At 63.9% G+C, this 21,314-nt stretch carries 24 protein-coding genes and 1 pseudogene; 13 read left to right on the forward strand and 12 right to left on the reverse strand.

Going from position 1 to position 21,314, the window contains the following annotated elements:
• The first annotated feature begins 43 nt into the window (after positions 1 to 43).
• Positions 44 to 1,174 carry a hypothetical protein gene (locus CP556_RS00715; RefSeq protein ID WP_098723862.1) on the forward strand — a complete coding sequence of 377 codons (1,131 nt, stop codon included), beginning with the start codon at positions 44 to 46 and terminating at the stop codon, positions 1,172 to 1,174.
• Positions 1,175 to 1,249: 75 nt separating this feature from the next.
• Here the strand turns inward: CP556_RS00715 and CP556_RS00720 are convergent, their stop codons facing one another.
• Positions 1,250 to 2,719, reverse strand: coding sequence for an aldehyde dehydrogenase family protein (locus tag CP556_RS00720; RefSeq protein ID WP_098723863.1), 1,470 nt, complete (start codon positions 2,717 to 2,719; stop codon positions 1,250 to 1,252).
• 203 nt (positions 2,720 to 2,922) lie between these two features.
• On the opposite strand from CP556_RS00720, the gene dpsA reads away from it, so the two are divergent.
• Complete coding sequence (gene dpsA, locus CP556_RS00725) at positions 2,923 to 3,468, forward strand: DNA starvation/stationary phase protection protein DpsA (protein ID WP_098723864.1); 546 nt, start codon at positions 2,923 to 2,925, stop codon at positions 3,466 to 3,468.
• Between the two features lie 127 nt (positions 3,469 to 3,595).
• Here the strand turns inward: dpsA and CP556_RS25700 are convergent, their stop codons facing one another.
• Entirely contained in the window at positions 3,596 to 3,763 is a 168-nt protein-coding gene (locus tag CP556_RS25700) for a hypothetical protein (RefSeq protein WP_176548080.1), read from the reverse strand.
• Positions 3,764 to 3,935: 172 nt separating this feature from the next.
• Between CP556_RS25700 and CP556_RS00730 the strand changes: the two genes are divergently transcribed.
• Both CP556_RS00730 and CP556_RS00735 read left to right on the forward strand, forming a co-directional pair.
• Positions 3,936 to 4,259: a hypothetical protein gene (locus tag CP556_RS00730; protein WP_098723865.1), complete on the forward strand. Its 324-nt coding sequence runs from the start codon at positions 3,936 to 3,938 to the stop codon at positions 4,257 to 4,259.
• A gap of 41 nt (positions 4,260 to 4,300) precedes the next feature.
• On the forward strand, positions 4,301 to 4,804 hold the full coding sequence (locus tag CP556_RS00735) for a macro domain-containing protein (protein WP_098723866.1): 504 nt from the start codon (positions 4,301 to 4,303) through the stop codon (positions 4,802 to 4,804).
• Positions 4,805 to 4,930: 126 nt separating this feature from the next.
• On the opposite strand, the gene purM is transcribed toward CP556_RS00735, so the two are convergent.
• From purM to CP556_RS00750, 3 genes are all read right to left on the reverse strand, one after another.
• Positions 4,931 to 5,926 carry a phosphoribosylformylglycinamidine cyclo-ligase gene (gene purM / locus CP556_RS00740; RefSeq protein ID WP_098723867.1) on the reverse strand — a complete coding sequence of 332 codons (996 nt, stop codon included), beginning with the start codon at positions 5,924 to 5,926 and terminating at the stop codon, positions 4,931 to 4,933.
• Between the two features lie 108 nt (positions 5,927 to 6,034).
• Positions 6,035 to 6,664 carry a zinc metalloprotease gene (locus CP556_RS00745; protein WP_098723868.1) on the reverse strand — a complete coding sequence of 210 codons (630 nt, stop codon included), beginning with the start codon at positions 6,662 to 6,664 and terminating at the stop codon, positions 6,035 to 6,037.
• Positions 6,664 to 8,433: a TraB/GumN family protein gene (locus CP556_RS00750; protein WP_098723869.1), complete on the reverse strand. Its 1,770-nt coding sequence runs from the start codon at positions 8,431 to 8,433 to the stop codon at positions 6,664 to 6,666. The genes CP556_RS00745 and CP556_RS00750 overlap by 1 nt, the downstream gene beginning before the upstream one ends.
• Positions 8,434 to 8,779: 346 nt before the next feature.
• On the opposite strand from CP556_RS00750, the gene CP556_RS00755 reads away from it, so the two are divergent.
• Complete coding sequence (locus CP556_RS00755) at positions 8,780 to 9,235, forward strand: acyl-CoA thioesterase (protein ID WP_098723870.1); 456 nt, start codon at positions 8,780 to 8,782, stop codon at positions 9,233 to 9,235.
• A 195-nt stretch (positions 9,236 to 9,430) separates the two neighbouring features.
• Here the strand turns inward: CP556_RS00755 and CP556_RS00760 are convergent, their stop codons facing one another.
• Positions 9,431 to 9,658, reverse strand: coding sequence for a hypothetical protein (locus CP556_RS00760; RefSeq protein WP_098723871.1), 228 nt, complete (start codon positions 9,656 to 9,658; stop codon positions 9,431 to 9,433).
• A 212-nt stretch (positions 9,659 to 9,870) separates the two neighbouring features.
• Positions 9,871 to 10,662: an HAD-IIA family hydrolase gene (locus CP556_RS00765; protein ID WP_098723872.1), complete on the reverse strand. Its 792-nt coding sequence runs from the start codon at positions 10,660 to 10,662 to the stop codon at positions 9,871 to 9,873.
• 164 nt (positions 10,663 to 10,826) lie between these two features.
• On the opposite strand from CP556_RS00765, the gene CP556_RS00770 reads away from it, so the two are divergent.
• Complete coding sequence (locus tag CP556_RS00770) at positions 10,827 to 11,270, forward strand: DUF7992 family protein (RefSeq protein ID WP_098723873.1); 444 nt, start codon at positions 10,827 to 10,829, stop codon at positions 11,268 to 11,270.
• A gap of 135 nt (positions 11,271 to 11,405) precedes the next feature.
• Entirely contained in the window at positions 11,406 to 11,876 is a 471-nt protein-coding gene (locus CP556_RS00775; RefSeq protein WP_098723874.1) for a DUF7992 family protein, read from the forward strand.
• Between the two features lie 119 nt (positions 11,877 to 11,995).
• Here the strand turns inward: CP556_RS00775 and CP556_RS25145 are convergent, their stop codons facing one another.
• The 3 genes from CP556_RS25145 to CP556_RS00785 all read right to left on the reverse strand — a co-directional run bounded on the left by CP556_RS25145 (position 11,996) and on the right by CP556_RS00785 (position 13,179).
• Positions 11,996 to 12,136, reverse strand: coding sequence for a rubrerythrin-like domain-containing protein (locus tag CP556_RS25145; protein ID WP_141551609.1), 141 nt, complete (start codon positions 12,134 to 12,136; stop codon positions 11,996 to 11,998).
• A gap of 118 nt (positions 12,137 to 12,254) precedes the next feature.
• Positions 12,255 to 12,845: a class I SAM-dependent methyltransferase gene (locus CP556_RS00780; protein WP_098723875.1), complete on the reverse strand. Its 591-nt coding sequence runs from the start codon at positions 12,843 to 12,845 to the stop codon at positions 12,255 to 12,257.
• Positions 12,846 to 12,996: 151 nt separating this feature from the next.
• Positions 12,997 to 13,179: a DUF7501 family protein gene (locus CP556_RS00785; protein WP_098723876.1), complete on the reverse strand. Its 183-nt coding sequence runs from the start codon at positions 13,177 to 13,179 to the stop codon at positions 12,997 to 12,999.
• 237 nt (positions 13,180 to 13,416) lie between these two features.
• Between CP556_RS00785 and CP556_RS25150 the strand changes: the two genes are divergently transcribed.
• Positions 13,417 to 13,548: a rubrerythrin-like domain-containing protein gene (locus CP556_RS25150; protein WP_141551610.1), complete on the forward strand. Its 132-nt coding sequence runs from the start codon at positions 13,417 to 13,419 to the stop codon at positions 13,546 to 13,548.
• Positions 13,549 to 13,663: 115 nt separating this feature from the next.
• On the opposite strand, the gene CP556_RS00790 is transcribed toward CP556_RS25150, so the two are convergent.
• Positions 13,664 to 16,252, reverse strand: coding sequence for a disk-shape morphogenesis protein volactin (locus CP556_RS00790; RefSeq protein ID WP_098723877.1), 2,589 nt, complete (start codon positions 16,250 to 16,252; stop codon positions 13,664 to 13,666).
• Positions 16,253 to 16,527: 275 nt separating this feature from the next.
• Here CP556_RS00790 and CP556_RS00795 point away from each other — a divergent pair, with 275 nt between their 5' ends.
• The 4 genes and pseudogenes from CP556_RS00795 (at position 16,528) to CP556_RS00810 (ending at position 19,385) form a co-directional block, all read left to right on the forward strand.
• The gene (locus CP556_RS00795; protein ID WP_098723878.1) at positions 16,528 to 18,039 is read left to right on the forward strand and encodes a phosphoenolpyruvate carboxykinase (ATP); all 1,512 of its coding nucleotides are present in this window, start codon (positions 16,528 to 16,530) and stop codon (positions 18,037 to 18,039) included.
• Positions 18,040 to 18,174: 135 nt separating this feature from the next.
• Complete coding sequence (locus CP556_RS00800) at positions 18,175 to 18,366, forward strand: HEWD family protein (RefSeq protein ID WP_098723879.1); 192 nt, start codon at positions 18,175 to 18,177, stop codon at positions 18,364 to 18,366.
• A 109-nt stretch (positions 18,367 to 18,475) separates the two neighbouring features.
• A pseudogene (gene cutA, locus CP556_RS00805) lies at positions 18,476 to 18,792 on the forward strand (divalent-cation tolerance protein CutA).
• A gap of 104 nt (positions 18,793 to 18,896) precedes the next feature.
• The gene (locus tag CP556_RS00810; protein ID WP_098723880.1) at positions 18,897 to 19,385 is read left to right on the forward strand and encodes a 50S ribosomal protein L11; all 489 of its coding nucleotides are present in this window, start codon (positions 18,897 to 18,899) and stop codon (positions 19,383 to 19,385) included.
• Positions 19,386 to 19,776: 391 nt separating this feature from the next.
• On the opposite strand, the gene CP556_RS00815 is transcribed toward CP556_RS00810, so the two are convergent.
• Positions 19,777 to 20,361, reverse strand: a complete 585-nt coding sequence (locus CP556_RS00815) for a hypothetical protein (RefSeq protein WP_394340725.1) — start codon at positions 20,359 to 20,361, stop codon at positions 19,777 to 19,779.
• 320 nt (positions 20,362 to 20,681) lie between these two features.
• Between CP556_RS00815 and CP556_RS00820 the strand changes: the two genes are divergently transcribed.
• Positions 20,682 to 21,314: a 50S ribosomal protein L1 gene (locus CP556_RS00820; RefSeq protein ID WP_098723882.1), complete on the forward strand. Its 633-nt coding sequence runs from the start codon at positions 20,682 to 20,684 to the stop codon at positions 21,312 to 21,314.

The raw sequence follows: 21,314 nt of genomic DNA on the forward strand, positions 1-21,314 counted from the left end.
GGTAAGCTATATACAAGGGAGGTTACAAACGGAATATACTCGTATGAAACACAGTTCACGTCGCAGATTGCTCGCAGCCGGGATGAGCCTCACCGCACTGAGTGCGGGTTGTCTCGACCGCCTTTCAGATGACGAGGCCGCTGACTCGGAGGAACCGGACGAGAGCGACGGGAACGATGGGAGCGACCTGTCTCCCCTCGAGCGCTGGGTCCCCGCATCGGGGAGTTCGGAACTCCTATTTCACTACCGGGACCTCACTGCGGTTCGGCAGTACGAGAACGAACTGCGAGCGGACGTGGTCGAATCCGTTCCAACGCTGCCGGACGGAGAGGGTCGCGAGGTCGTCGAGCAGGTAACGGACGGCGAGTCGGCAGTAGATTCCGTGTGCAGGTTCGGTTCCGAGGGCGTTGCCGGGAACGTCGTCGTTTCCGGCTCGTTCGATCCCGGTGCAGTCGACACCGACCTCGAGTCGCCGGCCGGCGATTTCGAGGTCTTCGAGCGCGACGACGTCTCGGTCGCCGTCTCCGCGGAGACGGTCGTCGTCAGCCCTGCCGACGGCGCGGATCTCGAGGTGATCCTCGAGGCGGGCGTCGAGGGAACCGATCGCCGAATCGATGCGCACGGGAACTTCGCGCAGTTGACAGAGCGAGTCGGCGCCGGGACGTTCCTGTGGGGCGAATACGAAGGGAGCGACGACGGTGACGGGGCCGCCGTTTCGTGGACGCTCGGTGCCGATACGACGACATATTCACGTATCGCCGTCTATGTCGACGCCGATGGAACGGACGAGTTTGAGGAATCTTTCACGGACCAGCCCGACGATGTGACGGTCGAGACGGACGGCAACGTCGGCATCGCGACGCAAACGATCCCGACCGAGGAGTACGAGTATCAGGACATGTTCGCCGAACGCGGTAGCCAACCGACGGAGCCGTATGCAGGGGTGAGCCTCGATACCAATCGGAAACCGAACGCGGTCGTCGTGATGTATCACTCGAGTGGCACCGCAGACCGGGTCGAGGTGCGCGACGAGAGCGGGGTCCGCGTCGAGTTGACCGAGGTCGGCCAGGCCGAGACGATCGAGTACGAGTCCGGCACGTCGGCGACGATCACCGTCGTCGCCGTCAGAGACGGCGAGGAGAACGTCCTCATAACCGAACCCGTCTCGTTCTGAGAGAGGCTCAGAGAGCGTTTTCGGGATGGGAACAGCGTGTAGAAACCGATAGCGAATCGATAGCAGTCGGCCGGTCTACAGGATAATGCTCCTCTCGCGCATCATTGCGTGGATCGAGGCGTCGAGGCCTTCGCGGCCGATCCCCGAGTCCTTGTTGCCGCCGAAGGGCACGTCCCCGAGGCCGTGGCTCGGCGCGCCGTTGATCCGGACCGCACCGGCGTCGATGCGCTCTGCCATCCGCATCGCGCGTTTGTAGTCGCTCGTGAAAACCGCCGCGTCGAGCGCGAGATCCGAACCGTTCGCGATCTCGAGGGCCTCGGCCTCGTCTTCGAAGGTCGTGATCGCGGCGATGGGGCCGAATTGCTCCTCGTCGACGATGCGGGCGTCGTGCGGGACGTTCGCGAGCAGCGTCGGTTCGAAGAACTGGGTGGCGAGTTCGTCCGGCACGCCCTCGGGGGCGCGTCGCTCGCCACCGCGGACGAGTTCGGCTCCCTTCTCGAGGGCGTCCTCGACAAGCGTTTCGACCCAGTCGGCTTGGTCCTCGCTAATGAGCGGACCGAAGGCGGTGTCCTCGCCGAAGAGGTCGCCGGCCTGCCAGGCGTCCATCTGGCCGTCGATCAAGTCGACGAGATCGTCGTGGATCGACTCGTGGGCGAGCACGCGCGAGATGGCCGAACAGCGCTGGCCGGCGTACTTGAAGGATCCTTTGGCACAGTTGCCCGCGACGTCGGTGAGGTCGGCGTCGTCGAAGACGACCGCCGGAGCGTTGCCGCCGAGTTCCATGTGCAGATTCACCATGCCGCTCTCGCGGGCGACGTGTTTGCCCGCGCCCGAGGAGCCGGTCATGGCGATCGCGTTGACGCGGTCGTCGCCGGCGAGCACGTCGCCGATCTCGCTGGCCTGACCGGGGACGAAATTGAACGCGCCGTCTGGAATCCCGTCGACGTCGGTGATAACGTCGGCGAGGATCGCTGCGGAGATGGGGGTCTTGCTGGCGGGCTTGAGCAGCACGCTGTTACCGGCCGCGATCGCGGGCGCGACCTGTAACGCCGTCGTCGCCAGGGGATAGTTGTAAGGCGTGATACAGAGGACGGCACCGATTGGCTCGTGCTTGACGATCGCTTGCCATCCCTCGTGACCCGCCGTCGAGCCCTCGCGGTACTCGCCCGTGCTGACGACGTTGCGCGCCTCCTCTGCCGCTCGGTCGAAGCGCTCGGCCGCCTGTCCGACCTCGCCGCGAGCCGACGAAATCGGTTTCCCAGCTTCGCGGACGATAACCTCCGCAATCTCTTCCTCGCGCTCACGGAGTCGGTCAGCGATCGTTTCACACCACTCGGCGCGCTCGACGACCGTGGTCTCCCGCATCTCTGGTTTGATCTCGTGGGCCGCCGCGAGGGCGGCTCGGGCCTCCGTCGGCCCTGCTGCGGCGATCTGCGCGAAAGTTCCGCCCTCGGCGAGGTCCGAAACCGACAGTACGTTCTCGGTCTCGAGCCACTCGCCGTCAACGTAGAGCCGCTCTCGCCGCTGTGCGATTCTGGTTGCCATAGTCGTCCCTTGGAGCGCATCACTGAAAATGTTTACTCAGACCCGAAAAAATAAAGAATATATTGATGGTGTCGTTCGGTAACACGTTCGGACCTCCCGGGCGAATAAATAGCTGTATATCGAGAAAACAACTTTAGGTATACCAAAGAAATCTTCACTCAGGGGAAGGCTTTATGTGGAATGCGCGCCTACTGAAGAGTAGGATGAGTACTCAAAAGACCGTCCGCCAATCGGCAGACAGCGTCGAGGAGAACGAACTTCGCCTCGAGCAGGAAAAGTCCGAGCAGATCGTCGACGCGCTCAACACGGAGCTGGCCAACTCCTACGTCCTCTACCACCAACTGAAGAAACACCACTGGGTCGTCGAGGGCGCGGAGTTCCTGCCGCTCCACGAGTTCCTCGAGGAGGCCTACGAACACGTCGAGGAAGGTGCCGACGTGATCGCCGAGCGAGCGCAGGCGCTGGGCGGCGTCCCCGTCTCGGGTCCGTCGAACCAGGAGGATCGCGCCACCGTCGAGTTCGAGGGCGAGGACGTCTACGACGTCCGAACGATGTTCGAGAACGACCTCGAGATGTACGGCGAGATCATCGAGTCGATGCGCGGCAGCATCGAACTCGCCGAGAACCTGGGCGATCCCGCGACCGCCGAGATCCTCCGCGAGATCCTCGTCACGCTCGAGGAAGACGGCCACCACTTCGAGCACTACCTCGAGGACGACACGCTGGTGCTCGAGGAAGCGACTCACTGAGGATTCGAGCACGAGCCCGCGTCGACGGTCGCTAGCGTCAACCGATTTTTCGCAAAGCGAGAGAGAGAAGCGGGGCGTTCGCGTCGCGATACTGTCGCACCGAGCGAGACCTCGAGCGGGGGCGCGCTCAGCGTTCGAGGTCGACCGCCAGATCCGTCGCGATCCAGCCGTCGCAGTTGTCTCGTTCGGTAAAGACGATCTTTCCGGGGCGGGTCTCGTGACTCGTCACGACCGCCGCCGGCTCTTCGACTGTTTCGTCGTGTTCAGGGTCCTCCCTGCGAGCGGGCACGTCCATCACGTGGAGTTAGGCGAGCCTAAATCTAAAAAGGTTTTGGTCGACCTAGGATACTGGGAGCTGACGGGTTTCGGAATCGATCCGGTGATTCGCGCGGGGTAGTGTCGAGCCCGTAGGGTTATCTCGCGCGGAGATAACATCCTTTTTCCCGATGCGACAAAATTCCCATCATATGAGTTCACACGAGAACCGCTCACAGGGAGCAATGGGTCTGCGCGGACGGCACCTGATCGCTCACCTGTTCGACGTCGACACCGAACGCGTCGAGTCGCTGAGCTGGCCCCTCGGCAGCCGCGTGACCGTCGATGCCAGCGCGGAGTCGCTCTTTCGACTCGCACACCGACGTTCCGCTCGAACCGTGACCGCGTTCGAAGTGACCGACTACACGTGCGTCCTCCGCCTTCGAACGCCCGTCGGGCGCGAGAAGTTTTACGGACTCGCCAACGCCGATATCTCGCCCGGTTCGACCGGAACCGACTGGGTTCGGACGGACTGAGACGGTCTGGTTTCATTGCGCTCCACGTGGAACGCTCGCGCATGGAGTACGACGTCGTTCAGGGCGATATCGCCGGACAATCCGCCGACGCGCTCGTCAACGCCGCCGGTACGAGCCTCCGGATGGGCTCCGGCGTCGCCGGCGCGCTCCGACGCGGTGCTGGCAACGAGATCAACGAAGCGGCGATGGAGCAGGGTCCCGTCGACCTCGGTGCGGTCGCGGTCACCGACGCCTACGATCTCGAGGCCGAGTACGTCATCCACGCCGCCGCAATGCCCCACTACGATGACGGCGAAGCGACCGCGTCGAGCATCCGGGAGGCCACGCACAACGCCCTCGAGAACGCCGACGAACTGGACTGTCAGTCGCTCGTGATCCCGGCGCTCGGCTGTGGTGTCGCCGGGTTCGATCTCGCCGACGGTGCCGCGATCATCGGCGAAGAAATCGCCGCGTACGAGCCCGATTCGCTCGAGGACGTGCGGTTCATCGCCTACAGCGACGAGGAGGTCGAGACGGTCAGGAAAGCGACGGGCGAAACCGTGTAGGCACGGACTGGAGACGGAAAACCCCCGTCTGTGACTCGGTTGTGGCTGCGATCACCGCTGTAGTATCGTCCCGCCGAACGCGCCTGACCGGAACGCCCTCAGATCGTGCAGCCGCGTTTCCAGGGATCAGGTCAGCGACAGCCCGCGAATCTCGACCGAATCCCCGTCCTCGACGCGGCCGATGCGCCGTCCGTCGGTCGTCGCGATCAACTCCTCGGCGCGATCGCCCGGAAGCGCGACGACGAACCCGGTGCCCATGTTGAACGTCCGGTGCATCTCCTCGTCGGTCACGTTGCCCTCCTCCTGGACGAACTCGAAGACCGGCTGAGCGGGCAGCGGCTTCTCGATCACGTACTCGTGCTCGCCCATCCGAAGCAGGTTCGTCCAGCCGCCGCCCGTGACGTGGGCCGCCGCGCGAACCCCGTGCTCGCGCATCGGCTCGAGCAGATCCGTATAGATCCGGGTCGGCCGCAACAGTTCCTCGCCGATCGTCCGCTCCGGATCGAGCGGGAACTCGTCAGTGTACTCGTGCTCGCGGGTCGTCGCTTCGCGAGCGAGAGTCAACCCGTTCGAGTGGATCCCGTTCGAGGGGAAGCCGACCAGCGCGTCGCCGACCTCGGCCTCGCCCGCGAAGATTTCGTCTTTGTCGGCCAGGCCGGCGCAGGTCCCCGCCAGATCGAACCCCTTTACGACCTCCGGCATGACCGCCGTTTCCCCGCCGAGCATCGTGAGATCGGCCTGCTCGAGGCCGACCGCGAGCCCCTCGCCGATCTGGTTCGTGAGCTCCTCGTCGGGCTCGTCGATCGCGAGGTAGTCGACGAACGCGACGGGTTCGACGCCCGCCGCGACGAGGTCGTTGACGTTCATCGCGATGCAGTCGATGCCGATCGTCGAGAAGTCCTCGATCGCCTCGGCGACGAGCAGTTTCGTTCCCACGCCGTCGGTCGCCAGCGCGAGATACCGGTCGCCGATATCGAGCAGTCCGGCGTACTCGGTCCGCAGGTCGCTCCCGAAGGCCTCGAGCAGCGCCGCGGTCGCGTCCTCGCTCGCGTCGATGTCGACGCCTGTCTCGGCGTACGTGAGTCGGTCCACGTCGGTTTCCTCGTCGTCCGTGTCGGTCATACTCGAAGGACCTCTCGGGGCGAGCAAAAGGTCACCGGTCCGGCGGAGGGATCGACATTGCCGCGGAGAGCGCTCGAGGCGGTTGTCGGAAACAAGTTCGACCCGGTTTCAGAAGAGCCCGACGAAGAAGACGACGTAACCGGCCAACAACGCGCTCGGAACGAACACCAGCGCGAAGACGCCCTTGTGCCACTTGAGGACGGACTTCCCGTCCAACGGCCCGAAGGGAATCATGTTGAACGCGGCCAGGAAGAGGTTGATCCAGATCCCCATCTGACCGATCACGCCCAGCATTCCGGGGAGGATCATCAACGGAAGGAAGAGGAGCGCGAGCAGGAGATTCGTGACCGGTCCCGCGAGCGCGATCAGTCCGTTCTCCCGTTCGGTGATCTGACCGCGATGGTAGACGGCCCCCGGTGCGGCGAAGAGGAAGCCGACGAGCGCGCCCATAATCGCCAGAAAGAGCATCTGATAATCGGCTCGAAACTCGGCGACCTGGCCGTGTTCGATCGCGACGACTTTGTGTGCGAGTTCGTGGAGCAAGAACCCCGTGCCGACGGTGACGAGGCTCAACACGACCATCTCTCCGAATAGCGCGACGTTTCCGCCGCGGTGGATCGGCTCGAACAGGAGCGCGAACGCGGCGCTGAGCGTGAGCCAGGCGACGGCGAGATCCCGCAGTTCCGTATCGCTGAACGTCAGTTCGGGATCGGGGTCCCGCTCGGTTCGATAGCTCATTACAGCAGCCCCCGAAGCAGTTCGAGACTGTTCTCGGCGCCCTCGAGCAGGAGCCCCATCAGGGCGTCGACGCCGCCGATCTCGGGCGCCAGCCACGGCAGCACGACGAACGGGAAGAGCCCGGTCGCGATCATGCTCCCGATGTTCGTGAGCGCGACGATCATGATCAGCCGGAACAGCGGCACGTCGAACATCGCCGACATGGCCTCGTCGACCGGTCGCTCGGTGTCGTCGATGATCTCGTTGAGCGTCTGGATGTCCCTGACGTTGACCGGTCGGGACTTGAGTTCGACGTAGCCGGCGAACCAGCCCGGCGCGAGCAGCGGGTTGATGCTCGTCAACCACGCGACCGCACCGCCGACGCCCGCGCTCGTCCAGTGCGCGCCGGCCAGCCGCGCCAGCGTGAACGCGAAGATTCCGTTGAACAGGAACCAGGCGACGAACACCTTCAGCAGGAACACGTTCCTGACCCCCGCCATGAGCAACAGGAAGAAGAAGGCGAAGAAGGCGACCATGATCAGGTAGCCCACGACCTTCAGCGGCGAAAACCGGCGGCTCGAGGCGGTGCCGGACAGCGACTCGATCGACGGGATTCCCTCGGGGTTCAGCAGATGTCGTTCGATGCCGGCTTTGTGACCGGCACCGACGACGGCGAGGACGTCGTACCCCTGCTCGCGGAGTTCGTGGAGATTGGACGCGATGTAGGCGTCGCGCTCGTCGATCAGGGCGTTCGCGCCGCCCGGACTGAACTGGCGGAACTCTTCCATCATGGCGTCGACGACGTTGCCGTCGGTCATCTCCTCGATGTCGACCTCCTCGATGTCCTCGACATCGCCGCCGAACGTGTCGAGCGAGAGGCCGAGGATCGCACCGATCGTCACGCCAATACCGAGCCCGGCCAGCGTTCCGACCGTCCCGCGAACCGCGTAGACGCCGACGTTCTCGACGCTCGCCGCGGAGAACGGCCCGACGAACGTCCCGGTGGCGACCAGTGCGAGACAGCCCGCGATACCGATAACGAGGCCGGCGAGCAGTCGCCCCGAAAAGCCAGAGAGGGCGCCGTCCGTATATCGCTCGACGGACTCGAGCGAGGGGAGAAAGATGAGACCGACGAAGAGACCGGCGAACGCGCCGATGGCGGCGCCGCCGGCGTACTGCAGCGGAGTGGAGGCGAGCCCGCCGAACAACAGGAGGTCGCCGACGCCGAGTACGGGCGCGAGAAACGCGGCGAATACGAGCCCGATGACCATCCCGGTGACGGCACCGAAGGTGAGGCCGATCGTCCGCGGATCGGTCACCCCGAGCGCGAGTCCGCCGACCATCTTCAGCTTCTCGCTGAACGTGAGGCGGCTCCAGAAGCGCTGGATCGTCACCTGAATGTCGCGGTCGACCAGGGCGACGCCGCTCCCGTTCGCTTCGGCGGCCTCGATAGCGGCTCGCATGTCGGCTCCGGGCTCGATATCGAACTGGTCGCCCAGTCGGGACTGGACGTACGAGAGCATCCAGTAGGCGAGAAACTGAAAGACGGTGTTGCCCGAGAGGAGGTCCTCCGCTTCGATGTCGTCGGGCGTCCCGCCTTTCATCTGCCGGTAACGACCGTCGTCGAGTTCGACGGCGACGACGTCGGGGTCCTCTCGGTCGATCGTTTCGCGAACTTCGTCGACGCTGGCTTGCGAGACGTGTGCCGTCCCGAGGACCTCGACGGAGCCGCGCTCGCGGTCGGGAGGGGCTGGCGGCTCCGGCACGTCGGCCTCGCCTGCATCGCTCATTACCGGCTCAACTCGGCGGCGACTTTTACCAGTATCGAACCGCGAAGCGTCCCATCTCGAGACTGTAGCTCCGATTGGACGACCGAGACCCGGATCAACGGGGCGGGACGGTGGGACGGCGGGTCGACGGTCGCCACCGATTCCCGCGTTCGCTCGGGGTTACGCGTTTAGAGGGCCCATTTGCGGTCTCGAGCCCAACGCCGGCAGCGATCACTACTGGCCGAGGGGCGATCACCGCTTTCCAGAGGGCGATCACCGCTTCCCTGACAGCGATCGCCGGCTACTCATGAGGTGTCGCGATCCGGTCAAAGCAAGACTGATTGCCGGCGTCGAAAAACGTCGGCTGATGACGGACCTCATCGAGACGGTGATCGAAAACCGGGAGATGGTACAGCCCAACCACGCCAACATGCTGGAGACGGCCCACGGCGGCCACGTCATGAAGTGGATGGACGAGGTCGGTGCGATGTCGGCGATGCGGTTTTCGGGGGAGACCTGCGTCACCGCCCGCGTCGACCAGATGAACTTCGAGCGGTCCATCGCCGTCGGCGACACGGCGTTCATCACCGCCTACGTCTATGATGCGGGCACCTCGAGCGTGAAGGTCAGGCTGATCACAGAGCGCGAGGACCTGCGGACGCGCGAACGTGAGCAGACAACCGAATCGTACTTCGTCTACGTGGCGATCGACGACGATAGCTCGCCGACGACGGTTCCCGATCTGACCGTCACCACCGAGGAGGGCGAGCGGCTGCGGCGGGCGGCGCTCGAGAGCGAGGCGGGGACCGCCGACGGTTCGTGAGGTGCTGGTCGAACCGCTCCAGACGTTCGTTCGCCGTCCGGGGTCGTTCGAACGTCTCTCGCAACTCGAGCGCTGGCGATCTGGAACGGATGTCGCGGATTCCGGCCGCAAACCCGAGCAGTTCCGATCGCCGTGAGGATGGGGACGTTCTAGAGCGAGTTTCGATTCGAATACGATCGGGAGAGTCGAACCCAACTACTCGGTGTCGACCGAATCAGTTCGCGGGTCGCGCTCTTTGACCTCCTCGAGGGCGCCCTCGAGGGTCCCGCGCGTTTCCGCAACGGTGGCACCGACGAGGCCGCCGATCGCACCGCCGGTGCTCGCGGCGTTTCGACTGAACAGTCCGCCGATTCCCGCACCGACTGCCGCGCCGATCGCTGCGTACCGTGCGCGAAGCAACACTGCTGTTATACGTTCTCTCATATGTTCTATATGGTGACTATGACGGATAAATATGTCTCTTGAATGTGCGGTGAGGCGGTCGATCTACCGAGCACGAGGGCATGCGGACAGTACAACCAGAGCATACAACACCGCAAAAACGCGATGGTGGGTGCTCATGGACCTATAGCAGCCACTGGAACGATTCACACACTGATCGTGCAGCTGTCGGTCGATCAGGCGTACAATGACGTTCAGTGGCTACTATAGAGGAGCGTCTCGACCGCAGCCAATGACTCGAGGACGTAATCGGGTTCGACGTCGGCCGCGGCGAGGGCTGCGCGATCGGTGACGCCGGTGAGGACGAGGGCGGTTTCCATGCCAGCACGATTCCCGAGCGCGATATCGGTGTCGAGCCGATCGCCGACGACCAGGGTTTTCGTGGGATCGGCATCCAGCCGGTTCATGGCCGTCGCGGCCGCGATGGATGACGGTTTTCCCAGGATCGCATCCGGTTCGCGGCCGGCGACGGCTTCCATCGCGGCGAGAATCGCACCCGAACCCGGGATCTCTCCCTCGTCGATCGGAATCGTCGCGTCGGGATCGGTGCCGTAGAAGGGAACGTCCCCCTCGAGCGCCCGCAGCGATTCCCAGAGCGTTCCGTACGAGAAGTCCTTGTCGAACGATCCCAGCACGACCTCGGCCGCGTCGGGGTCGGCCGTCAGTTCGACGGCCGCGTCGTCAAGGATCGCCTCGAGTCGTTCGCTACCGACGAGATAGACCCGCTCGTCGGGGTGAGTCGCCGCGAGATACTCCGCCGAGACGGTCGCGGAGGTGAGAACGGTGGCCGGATCGATGTCGATTCCGTGAGGTGCGAGTTGCTCGCCGTAGTGGTCGGCCCCGCGCGTCGGATTGTTCGAGAAGAGAAGCCGCGAACAGCCCGCCGCCTCGAGTGCGCACAAGCCGTCGGTCGCACCGGGGAGCAACTCCTCGCCTCGAACGATCGTCCCGTCGACGTCGAGGATCACCGCCTCGTATGCTGTCATCGTCCGCCGGTACGGTCGGCCGTCGATTGAGTGTTTGGATAGGGGTTGTGCGTCCGCGAATCGTCGGGCCCAGAGTCGACATTTGGTCGCTGAGTACCGATATACCGGGCGAAGCTGGCTGCTCGACGGGAAAGCCCATACCGCTGCCGACCGAACGGGATGATATGACACTCGATGTCGAGATTCCCGATCCGCCGACGCTCAGTGGACCGCAGGACCCAGGCGACTACGACGCCGTCGACGAACCCGAGGAGTGGACGGGCGACGACACTCGCCGCGAAGCCCTGTCCGACTTTCTGGAAGCGGGTGCCTGGGAGGACGCCTTCGACGAATGGGCTGCAGACACCTACATGGCTGAGGACGAGTTTCGGACCGTCCTCGAGTTCGGACTGATCGAGGAGTTCGACTTCTACTGGAATCAGTCCGCAGAAGACGTCGGCTATCGCGCACCGACGGTTCCGGACGATGCAGCCCACGACGGACTCGACGAAGACGACGTCGAGGATATCGAAGAGGAGTTAGATTCGCTCGGTCGGACGGTAAGCGAAGTATTGGAAAATGACTACATCCTTCGCAACGGATCGGAGTTCGGCTACACCTGGGAGTGACGAGCCGAGCAGGGCGACAGCCGTCACTCGAGCGCGTCGTCTCACCATCCACGGAGACGGCATCGCGGGACGACCGGCCGTGACTGGCAATGCGACGTGGGAATTCTTATCCGGCGACCCGACCAACGACCGCGTATGACACTCGAGGTCGAACCCCCCGAGCCGCCGGAACTGGAGTTCGTCGACCCGAACGAGTACGAGGACGCGACCGTCAGCGCCGACGGGGACGAGGAGATCGACTACCGCCGCGAGGAGCTACAGGGGTTTCTCGAGGAGGGAGCCTGGACGGAAGCGTTCGACGAGTGGCGCGCGGACACCGATCTCGAGGAGCGGGAGTACGGAATCGCTCGCGATCTCGACCTCTTCGCGGGGTTTGATTTTTTCTGGGACGACTTCGCCGATCGTGTCGGCTATCACGCGCCCGGCATTCCGGAGGATTGGCAGGCCCGGGAGTATCATCCCGACCTCGATACCTGGGGGACGGTGTCGTCGATCAACGCCGAACTCACCGAGTTCGGCCAGATCGTTTCGGTCATCCTCAAGGAGGAGTACGTCGACTGGGAGGCCGAGTACGAACCGCCCGAGGATCTGCCCGACTTCGATTGAGTCTGCAGTGGCGTCCTCGAGCGAACGACGAGCGCAGTGGGACCGACGCGAGGACGAACCGCGTCAGCCCCACTGCTCGTCGGAGGAACTGAACCAGTCGTCAGAGACTGGCCGTGCCGTCACTCTCGTGCGACAGCGATGTTTCGGACGCGACCGTGGCACTCCGGACAGGACTCGAGCGAGTCGGTCGTCTCGCGGTGGCCACAGTCCAGGCATTCGTAGTACGCTCGTTCGGGCGTGTACGGATCGTCGTATACCATGGTATATATACACACACTCTCATGGAAAAGCGTTACGTACAACTAGTTTCTACTGGCATCGGATGACTAGAAGCGGTTAAATTCGATAATATACTGACCGATCGTACAAATATTGTCGTCAGCGCGTCGCGACGATCGCGATAGTCGCCGGTCGGTCAGAGGCCAGCTCAATGTCGAAGCCGGCGTTCGCGAGCTGGGTCGTCGCTTCGTCGAGCCCGAACCGTTCCTCGAGGGGTGGGCCGATCTCCGGATCACCGTCGGCGGACCAGTCGACCGTCACCAGTCGGCCGCCGGGACGGATCACGCGTGCGAGTTCGTCGAGCGACCCGCGGTCGTCGCTCGCGGTCTCTGCGCCCCCGCTCGTCGTGGGCGCGTACTCGTGGTACGTCATCGTCGAATACGCGCCATCGAGGTGATCGTCGTCGAACGGCAGTGACGAAACCTCGGCCGTGACGAACTCGACGCTCTCGGGGACGCCCTTCTCCCGGTACCGATCGTGCATCGGAGATTGCACGTCGACGGCGTACAGCGTCTCGACGAACGGTGCGATGTCGTCCGCGTAGAATCCCGTTCCCGAGCCGAGGTCGGCCACGACATCGTCGGCCGCCGGCTCGAGCATCGCCAGTAATTCCTCGCGAGAACAGTATCGGTAGCGGCCGGGATCCTCGAGCGCGTCCGCGCGATCGACCGGAAACGTGTGATAGCCCATACGACTGGTCCGGGCCGACTGGACTTCCGCGTTGTGTTATACGAGTACGGGACACGACGTAAACGGGGATAAAACAGTCATCAGCGCTCAGACTGATCGGAGAAAGCAAGGAAACCGACCCGGCTCGAACGTCGACCGATCGCCTGTCGGCTTACCCGGTCCACTCGCCCGCGAGGTCACCGGCGATGTTCTCCCGCCAGTGTTCGAACCCGTTCTCACACTCGGCATTGTCGTGAATGTGATCGACGAATCCGGCACCGGGCGAGGCGAGCTCGTCTCCGCAGAACGGACAGGTGATCGGGTCGCTCCAGTCTGTCGACGTGGTGGCTGTCATCGGTACCGGAATCTATCAGGAACTATCATATAAGTCCCGTCCGTTAGGAACTATTATAATTAGTATGGCATATAATGACAATAGTATAGGACCCGTCCATTCGAATCGGTTTAGTCGAGTTCAATTAACTGAACGAGACGAGCGGCAGCGGTCGCGGTCAGGCCATCGGCCTCGCTGTCCGTTTGGCGCGGATTTACCACAGAAAGAGTTAACTCAAACCAGCATGTATGTTACCATATGATGCTCGAGGAGCAACGTGAGTACGTGTGCGTCCACTGTGGCCGACGGGAAACGGTCGGTGACGAACTCCTCAGCACCTGCCAGCAGTGCGGGGGCGAGATGCGAAACGTCGAGTTGATCCGCGAGTAGCCGAGTCCCCGTGCTGGTTAGCACGATGTGAACTCCCCCGAGCGGTGCCGCCAAAGCAGCCTATTTCACGGTTTCCACGACGCTGCGTCAGCGGTCGGGATCATTGCACTATCCGTCAGCGGGCGAGTCCCACCGCGACGCCGATCAGGACGAGTCCGACGAGGGCGACCCCCGCTCCGATCGCGCCGTCGCCGGCGAGGGCGGTAGCGCTACCGGCGACGACGCCCGCTCCCCCGCCACCGGCGATAATCGATGACGGGAACGCCGGCGTCGCGGTCGCCTCGCTGCGAACGGCCTCGAGTTCCGTCCGGAGCGCCTCGATCTCGTCGTCTCGACCGTCGATGGATTCGATCTCTCCGATCCGTGTCCCCATCGTTTCGATCCGTTCCTCGAGACTCGCGTGTCGCTCGGCGATCGCGGCCATCCGCTCGTTCAGGGAGTCGATCTCGGCGTCGAGCGTCCGCACTTCCTCGAGCGCTTGCACCGCCGATTCGTCCGGACTGGATTCGACGGTCCGGACGAGTTCGTCGTGGTCCGTCCGGAGCGACTCGAGGCGGTCGACGATGACCGACACGTCGTCCTCGAGTCCGGTAACGGCAGTTTCGTTCGCGCCGGCGTCGACATCGTCGATCCGCTCCGCGATCGAGTCGAGGTCGTCGTCGAGAGTCGCGATCTCTCCCTCGAGTGTCGCCCGAACGTCGTCAATCCGTCCGTCGACGGTTTCGAGGTCCGCCGCGAGGCCGTCGACCCGCTCCGTCCCGGCCGCGCGCGTCTCGAGATCGTTCAGTTGGGCCGTGGCCGTCGAAATCGTCTCGTCGAGATCGCGAACCGTCGTTTCGAGGTTCTCGATCTCCTCGTCGATCGTCGCCTCGACCGCGTCGAAGCGCGCGTCCGTTCGATCGGATCGCCGCTCGAGGCGGCCCGCAATGTCGTCGAGACGCGTCGATAGTTCCTCGAGACGGCCGGCGACCCCGTCGATGCGCGTCCCGGTTCGCTCGATGCCCGCCCCGAGGTCGTCAACGTCGTCGCGCAGTTGCGAGGCGATTCCCTCGACGGTCTCGAGGGCCGCCTCGGTCGCGGCAGTCGCCTCGAAGTCTTCCAGGTCCGTCCGCACCTCGTCGAGCGCCTCGTCGATCGTCGTCGTCCGGTCGGTGACGGCTTCGAGGTCGCCCGCCAGATCGGTGAGCCGGTCGTCGAGATCGGCCCGTTCGTCTGCAGCGGTCGACTCGACATCCGCGAGCGCATCGTCGGAGTCGTCGATGTCGTCCTCGATCGCTGTGAGCGCGTCCGAGAGCGCCTCGAGTTCGTCGTCAAGGCGATCGATTTCGGCGTCGAGACTGGCGACGGCCGAATCGCTCGCGTGACTCTCGCTCTCGGCTGTGAGGTCGCTCAGATCGTCGGCGAACGACTCGAGGCGCTCGTCGAGTTCGTCCACCTCGTCTGCGGCGGCCGTCCGTTCCTCGACGGACTCGAGGTCCTCGGATAGCGCCTCGAGACGCTCGCGGACGGACCGGACCTCGTCGTCGCGGTTTGCGAGCCGGTCGAACAGCTGATCGATGGCATCGTCCTCGCGATCGGAGGCCACGTCGCCGGCTTCGACCTCGTCGAACGCGAGTTCGGTCCGTTGGGCTCTCTCGGCTCCCGCGGTCACGTCGGCGGCGTTCGGGACGCCGCCAGTCCCGTCGCTGTTTGTGGCGGACTCGGACCAGGTGACTGCATCGTCGGCCTCGACATCGTCTCGAGCGGCGGCGAGTGCACCCCTGGCGGCGCTCTCGGCGGGGCCGTCCGCGAGTCGAACGCCCCGAACGGAGAACGGCAGTGCCGCCGCGTCGAACCGACCGCCGACGAGAAACTCGACGCCATCGATCGCCCCGTCGCCGCCGATCGCGATGGGAACCGACAGTCCTTGCTTGACATCGGTCTCGTCGGCTTCCGCTTGGACCGCACCGATCAGTTCGGCGACGAGCGCGTCGTAAGCCCCCGCAAGCGCGTTTTCGATCTCGCCCGCCGCCGCGTCGGGATCGAGGATGAACTCCTCGAGCACGCCGGCGACCTGTGCCGGCGCGTGCCCGGTCTCCTCGGCCGCGCGCTCGACGATCCACTCGCGCCCTTTCGCGATCGTCACGGCCATCGCCGGAACGCCGTAGTACGCCAACGTTGCGCTCGTCGTCTGGGACTCGAGACAGATTCCGAGCCCGGTGTAGTTGTCTGCCGCGAGCTGATCGTAGACGACGGCGAAGCCCTTGCTGATCGGGGTCGCGTCGACTCCGCGATCTGCCAGCGCTGACTCGACGGCCTCGCGGTGTGCGTCGGTCGGTACCGACGCGTCGGCGAGCGAACCTGGCGTCGTGTAACAGAGTCGCCCGTCCGTCGCGTCCCCCAGCACGTCGTCGAGGAGCGCGTCCAACGCGGTCGGCGCGTCCACCGCAGTCTCCGCTGCGAGGACGCCGGCCGCGAACAGCGACTCCGGTTCGGCGTTCGCGGCCGCGACATCGGCGTCGGCGACCGCTCGAGCGGCGGCGCCGACCGCGTGCGTCGTTCCGTCCACCCGGACGGTGCTGCCGGCCCTCGAAGGTCCGGCCGCCTCGAGATCTTCCTCGTCGACCGGTACCACGACCGGCGGGATCGAGTCGATCGTCGGGCCGTCGCCGGCGTCGGTTGCGGCCCGGATTGCCCCCGGTCCGATGTCGAGACCGTAATACATGCCCCCGGTAACTCGAACCACCCTCTTGGAAGTTACCCCCGAAGTACCAGATATGAAAATCGGCTCGGAGCGAGAGATTCTTCCGAGAATTATCTCACATCTGAATACTTGTGAGCTTCCTGCACACGGGTCGTTTGTCGGGGGGCCTCGAAATCGGGTATCCCGTCCGTTACCGGGGAACAGACAGCGTACGACACATCGTCCCTGGTGAGACCGTAGCACACGACGAGAGAAATCCTCACGTTTAACTATCAGGATGATGGTGGATCACGTGTATGTCTGAAACCGGGACGGAGTCCCGTCCACTGGTCCGTCAGCTTCCGGACCCGACCACAGCGTCGAACGTCCGGTACAATCCGTCGCTCGAGGAACTGCGCGAACTCGCCGAGCCCGACGAAACGACGACCGAGTTCGGGTCGCCGTCGTACGTCAGCGAGTTCCGCTCTCGAAGCGCCGATCGAACGAAGAACGCTGTCGACGACGAATTCGACGACCGCGACCACGGTCTGATCGACGACGCCGTCGACAGCACTGACGACATCGAACTGCTTTGCATCGACCGATTGATGGGACGACATCCGGATGCGACGTTCTGTTGTCGCCTCTTTATCCCCGTCAAGTATGCTCGAATCGCGTACGCGTGGGCGAATCTGTTCGAGCCGTCCGACGGACGGGATCCCGATCTGTACACCGTCCAGCTGCCCGACTACGACGAGACCGCGATTCGCATCCTTCCCGACACCGGATTCACCGCAGTACTGGGCAGTGACTACACCGGCGAGGCCAAGAAATCGTTCCTCCGACTGTTCATGTATCGAATCAAGCAGCAGGGCGGGCTCGGGCTCCACGCGGGGAGCAAACGCGTCCGCGTCCGCGACGACGAGGGGGAACTCCAGACCGTCGGGCAGGTGTTCATGGGCCTCTCCGCGACCGGCAAGTCCACGCTGACCTCCCATGGCTGCTGGCTTGAGGAGCCCGAAGACGCGTCCATGCTACAGGACGACGTCTGTGGCCTCCTCTCCGACGGCTCCGTCGCCGGCAGCGAGGGCGAGGGACTGTACATCAAGACGATCGGCCTCGGCAAGGACGAGCAACCCGAACTCTACGAGGCCGCGACCGCCGAGTCGGCGATCCTCGAGAACGTCGCGGTCGACGACGACGGCACCATCCACTTCGACGAGGACCGGTACACCTCTAACTCGCGAGCGGTCGTTCAGCGCGAAGAACTCGAGAGCGCCGACGACGAGATCGACCTCAGCCGGATGGATCAGCTCTTCTTCATCACCCGAAACCCGCTGATGCCCCCGGTGGCCAAACTCGACGAGGAACAGGCCGCCGTCGCGTTCATGCTCGGCGAGTCGATCGAAACCAGCGCGGGCGACCCGGCGCGCGCCGGCGAGTCAATCCGCGTCGTCGGAACCAACCCCTTCATTATCGGCTCGGAAGGCAAAGAGGGGAACATCTTCCACGAGCTCATCGACATTCTCGATATCGACTGTTACGTCATCAACACGGGCTATCTCGGCGAGAAATCGAAAGATATCGGCGTCACCGAGTCCGTGACGATCCTCACCGAGGCCGCTCGCGGCACCATCGAGTGGACCGACGACGAGCGAACGGACCTGACGATTCCCGACTCGGTCCCGGGGCTCGACATCGAGGACTACTATGTGCCAGATCACGTCGACGACTACGAGGACGCGCTCGCGGACCTGCGCACCGAGCGTCGCGACTACCTCGCCGAGTTCGACGACCTCCGTGAGGAGATCGAAGACGCCGTCTACTGAGCGCTCGATCATCGCTCGAGAGTCGCCCCAAGAGCGGGGCACCCGGTTTTCAGACTTGATATCGCCCCCGACCGGCGGGGCAGCACTTGCCGCACACGAATACCGTTATATGTGTCGAGTTCCCACGGTTCGGTAATGAGCGCACAGGTACGAAAACCGACCGCGAGAGTCTGCGAAGAGTGCGGTCGCGGTGAAGTATGGGACGAAACCCTCGGGGCGTGGCAACTCGCTCGCGAAGACGGGGAGAAACAGGTCGGCAATCCACACTGCATTCACGAGTGGGATATCAACGGCACGTTCAATCCGGTCGATGGTCCGGATACCTGAGCGACCCTGACACCCGGTCGCCTCGATACCCGGTCAACCCCGACGCGACGAACGGTCGTCCCCGCACCGTGACAGCACCAGTTTCCCCGTCTCGAGCGTCGCGTCAACCATGCCGACCGTCTACATCACGGCGCCAACAGCGGCGGCCGACGACATCGCTGAGACGCTGATCGAGGAGCGACTCGCTGCCTGCGTGAATCGACTCTTGACGAGCTTGACGTATCGGTGGGAAGACGAGATCCACCGCGACGACGAGGCGATTCTCCTCGCGAAGACGACTGACGAGGCGCACGACGATCTCGTCGCACACGTCTGCGATCTGCATCCCGACGACGTATTTCCGACGACGTATCCTGTCTCGAGCGATTCGACGAGGACGACGCCCTCGAGTCGTTTGCGACGTGGCGAGCGGAGAGCGTCGAGTAGCTCTCGCACTCGAGATCCAGTCGACCGGTCGCACGTCAGTCGCTCACAGGCGATGACTGCCCGAATTAGCAACCCTTAAAACTCGCGCACGGGTTGTGACGGGTATGGCTGGAACCATCGAAGTGCTCGTTCCGGGCGGTCAGGCCAACCCTGGCCCGCCGCTCGGTCCCGAGCTCGGACCGACCCCCGTCGACGTGCAGGCTGTCGTACAGGAAATCAACGATCAGACCGAAGCGTTCGACGGCACCGAAGTCCCCGTCACCGTCGACTACGACGACGACGGCTCCTTCGAGATCGATGTCGGTGTCCCGCCGACGGCGGCGCTCGTCAAGGACGAGGCCGGTTTCGAGACCGGGAGCGGCGAACCGCAGAAGGATTTCGTCGCGGACCTCTCCGTCGAACAAGTCAAGACGATCGCCGAGCAGAAACACCCCGACCTGCTCGCCTACGACACGATCAACGCCGCGAAGGAAGTCGTCGGCACCTGCGCGTCGATGGGCGTCACCATCGAGGGCAACGACGCTCGAGAGTTCAAGGAACTCGTCGACGACGGCGAATACGACGACGTGCTTGCGGACGAAGCGGCAGCGTAGTCCGGACGCGCTCGAAACACGAACGCAGTGAGTGTTTCGTTGTGCTCGCCGCTGAGGCGAGCGCCTGAAGTAGTACGACGTAGCGAGTTCTTCTTCGTACTTGCGGCCGAAGCGGAAGCGTAGACCGCAAGTGCTCGAAGCGCGAACAGCGTGAGCGCTTCGTTGTCCTTCTGGACGGCGCGGAAGCGTACCCCGCGGGCCGAAATCGCCGCTTCGTTTTCGCGACTGTCTGTAGTGACGTTCGAGCTGGTCGAATCTCGAGTGCTGACTGCGGTCGTCACGGAGCGAATCAGCGACGTGTGGATGACCAGTGACGGCCGAGAAACCGGTGTACGATACGTGTACTGATCGGGATAGCGGCCGGTTCGAGCACGTCAAAGAGTCAAGAACGTCAGATCTTGTTCGCGGGCGGAACGGTTCGGTCGTCCGGCCGCGCCGTCCCGACGCCGCCGAACAGGACGCGAATGCTCGCACCGAGTCCGAGTGCGCCCGCGAGGCCAGCGAGAATGACGGTCGCCGGAAGCGACAGGCCGGCGAGTCCGCTGCTGAGTGCGCCGACGAGGACGCCGACCCACAGCCGATCGGCACCGAACCGTGAGGCGATGGTGCGGCCGATCGCGGTGAAGCCGATCGCCGTCACCACTGGCAGGACCGTCGCACCGAGAATCACCATCGGAATTCCGAAGAAGATCCCGACGCTCGTGTCCGCGATGAGATACCCCGTGCTCGCGAGGCCGGCGACGACGAGCAACGCTGGTAACCCGATACACCAAGAGATGATCGGGCTGCGCCGCGATTTCGTTACTGAGCGTGCGCCGTACGTCTGGAGCAGTCCGAGTACCATCATCGCGACGAGCACCGTTCCGGCGAACTGGATTCCCGCCCGGACGATCGGTTCGATCGAACGATACGTCTCGAGAGTCCCCCCATCCCCCGATACCGGGACGGCCGAATCAAGGACCGGCGGCCCAACCATTGTATATAAGTCTAATGGCCACATGGACGTGAGTTACAATATGGCGTCTATTAGATGTTCCGGTTATCATGACTGTCTCTTTTTGAATGTTATCGGAACGGTATCGGTTCAGTGGTACACCGGGTCAGTGTGAAATCGGTCGGACGACGAGCACCACCGGCGTCGGGAACGAGAGCGGAAACGACCGCGTTCGGCCAGCACTCGGGCGTACGCGCAGTTCGACGGGTTTAAGTTCGGGATGGCACTTGGTCCAAGGGAGACAGGCATCGCCTGTTTCACTGACCCGTAGGAGCAAACCCTGCGTACTACGGAGGTGAACGATGGCAGATTCGGATATTCAAACAGCAGTAGCCCGCGCACTCGAGGACTCGCCGGACCGGAACTTTACCGAGACGGTAGACCTCGCGATTAATCTGCGCGACTTAGACCTGAACGAACCGTCGAACCGCGTTGACGAGTCAATCGTCCTGCCGTCCGGAACCGGCCAGGAAACTCGCATCGTCGTCATCGCCGAGGGTGAGACCGCAGTCCGCGCCGAAGAGGCAGCGGACGAGGTCCTCTCGGGCGACGACGTGGCCGATCTGGACGACGACGAAGCCAAGGACATGGCCGACGAGACGGACTTCTTCATCGCCGAAGAGTCGATGATGCAAGACATCGCCCGGCACCTGGGTACCATTCTCGGTCCCCGAGGGAAGATGCCGGACCCGCTCGCGCCCGACGACGACGTCGTCGAAACCGTCAACCGACTCAAAAGTACCGTGCAGCTTCGCTCCGGCGACCGACGAACGTTCCACACGCTCGTCGGCGCCGAAGATATGGATACGGAAGATATCGGCGACAACATCGACGTCATCCTGCGCCGACTGCACGCCGACCTCGAGAAGGGGCCCCAGAACATTGACGCCGTCTACGTGAAGACGACGATGGGGCCGTCCGTGGAGGTGGCCTAG

It is taken from the genome of Natrinema sp. CBA1119 (genome assembly GCF_002572525.1).
Taxonomy (GTDB): domain Archaea; phylum Halobacteriota; class Halobacteria; order Halobacteriales; family Natrialbaceae; genus Natrinema.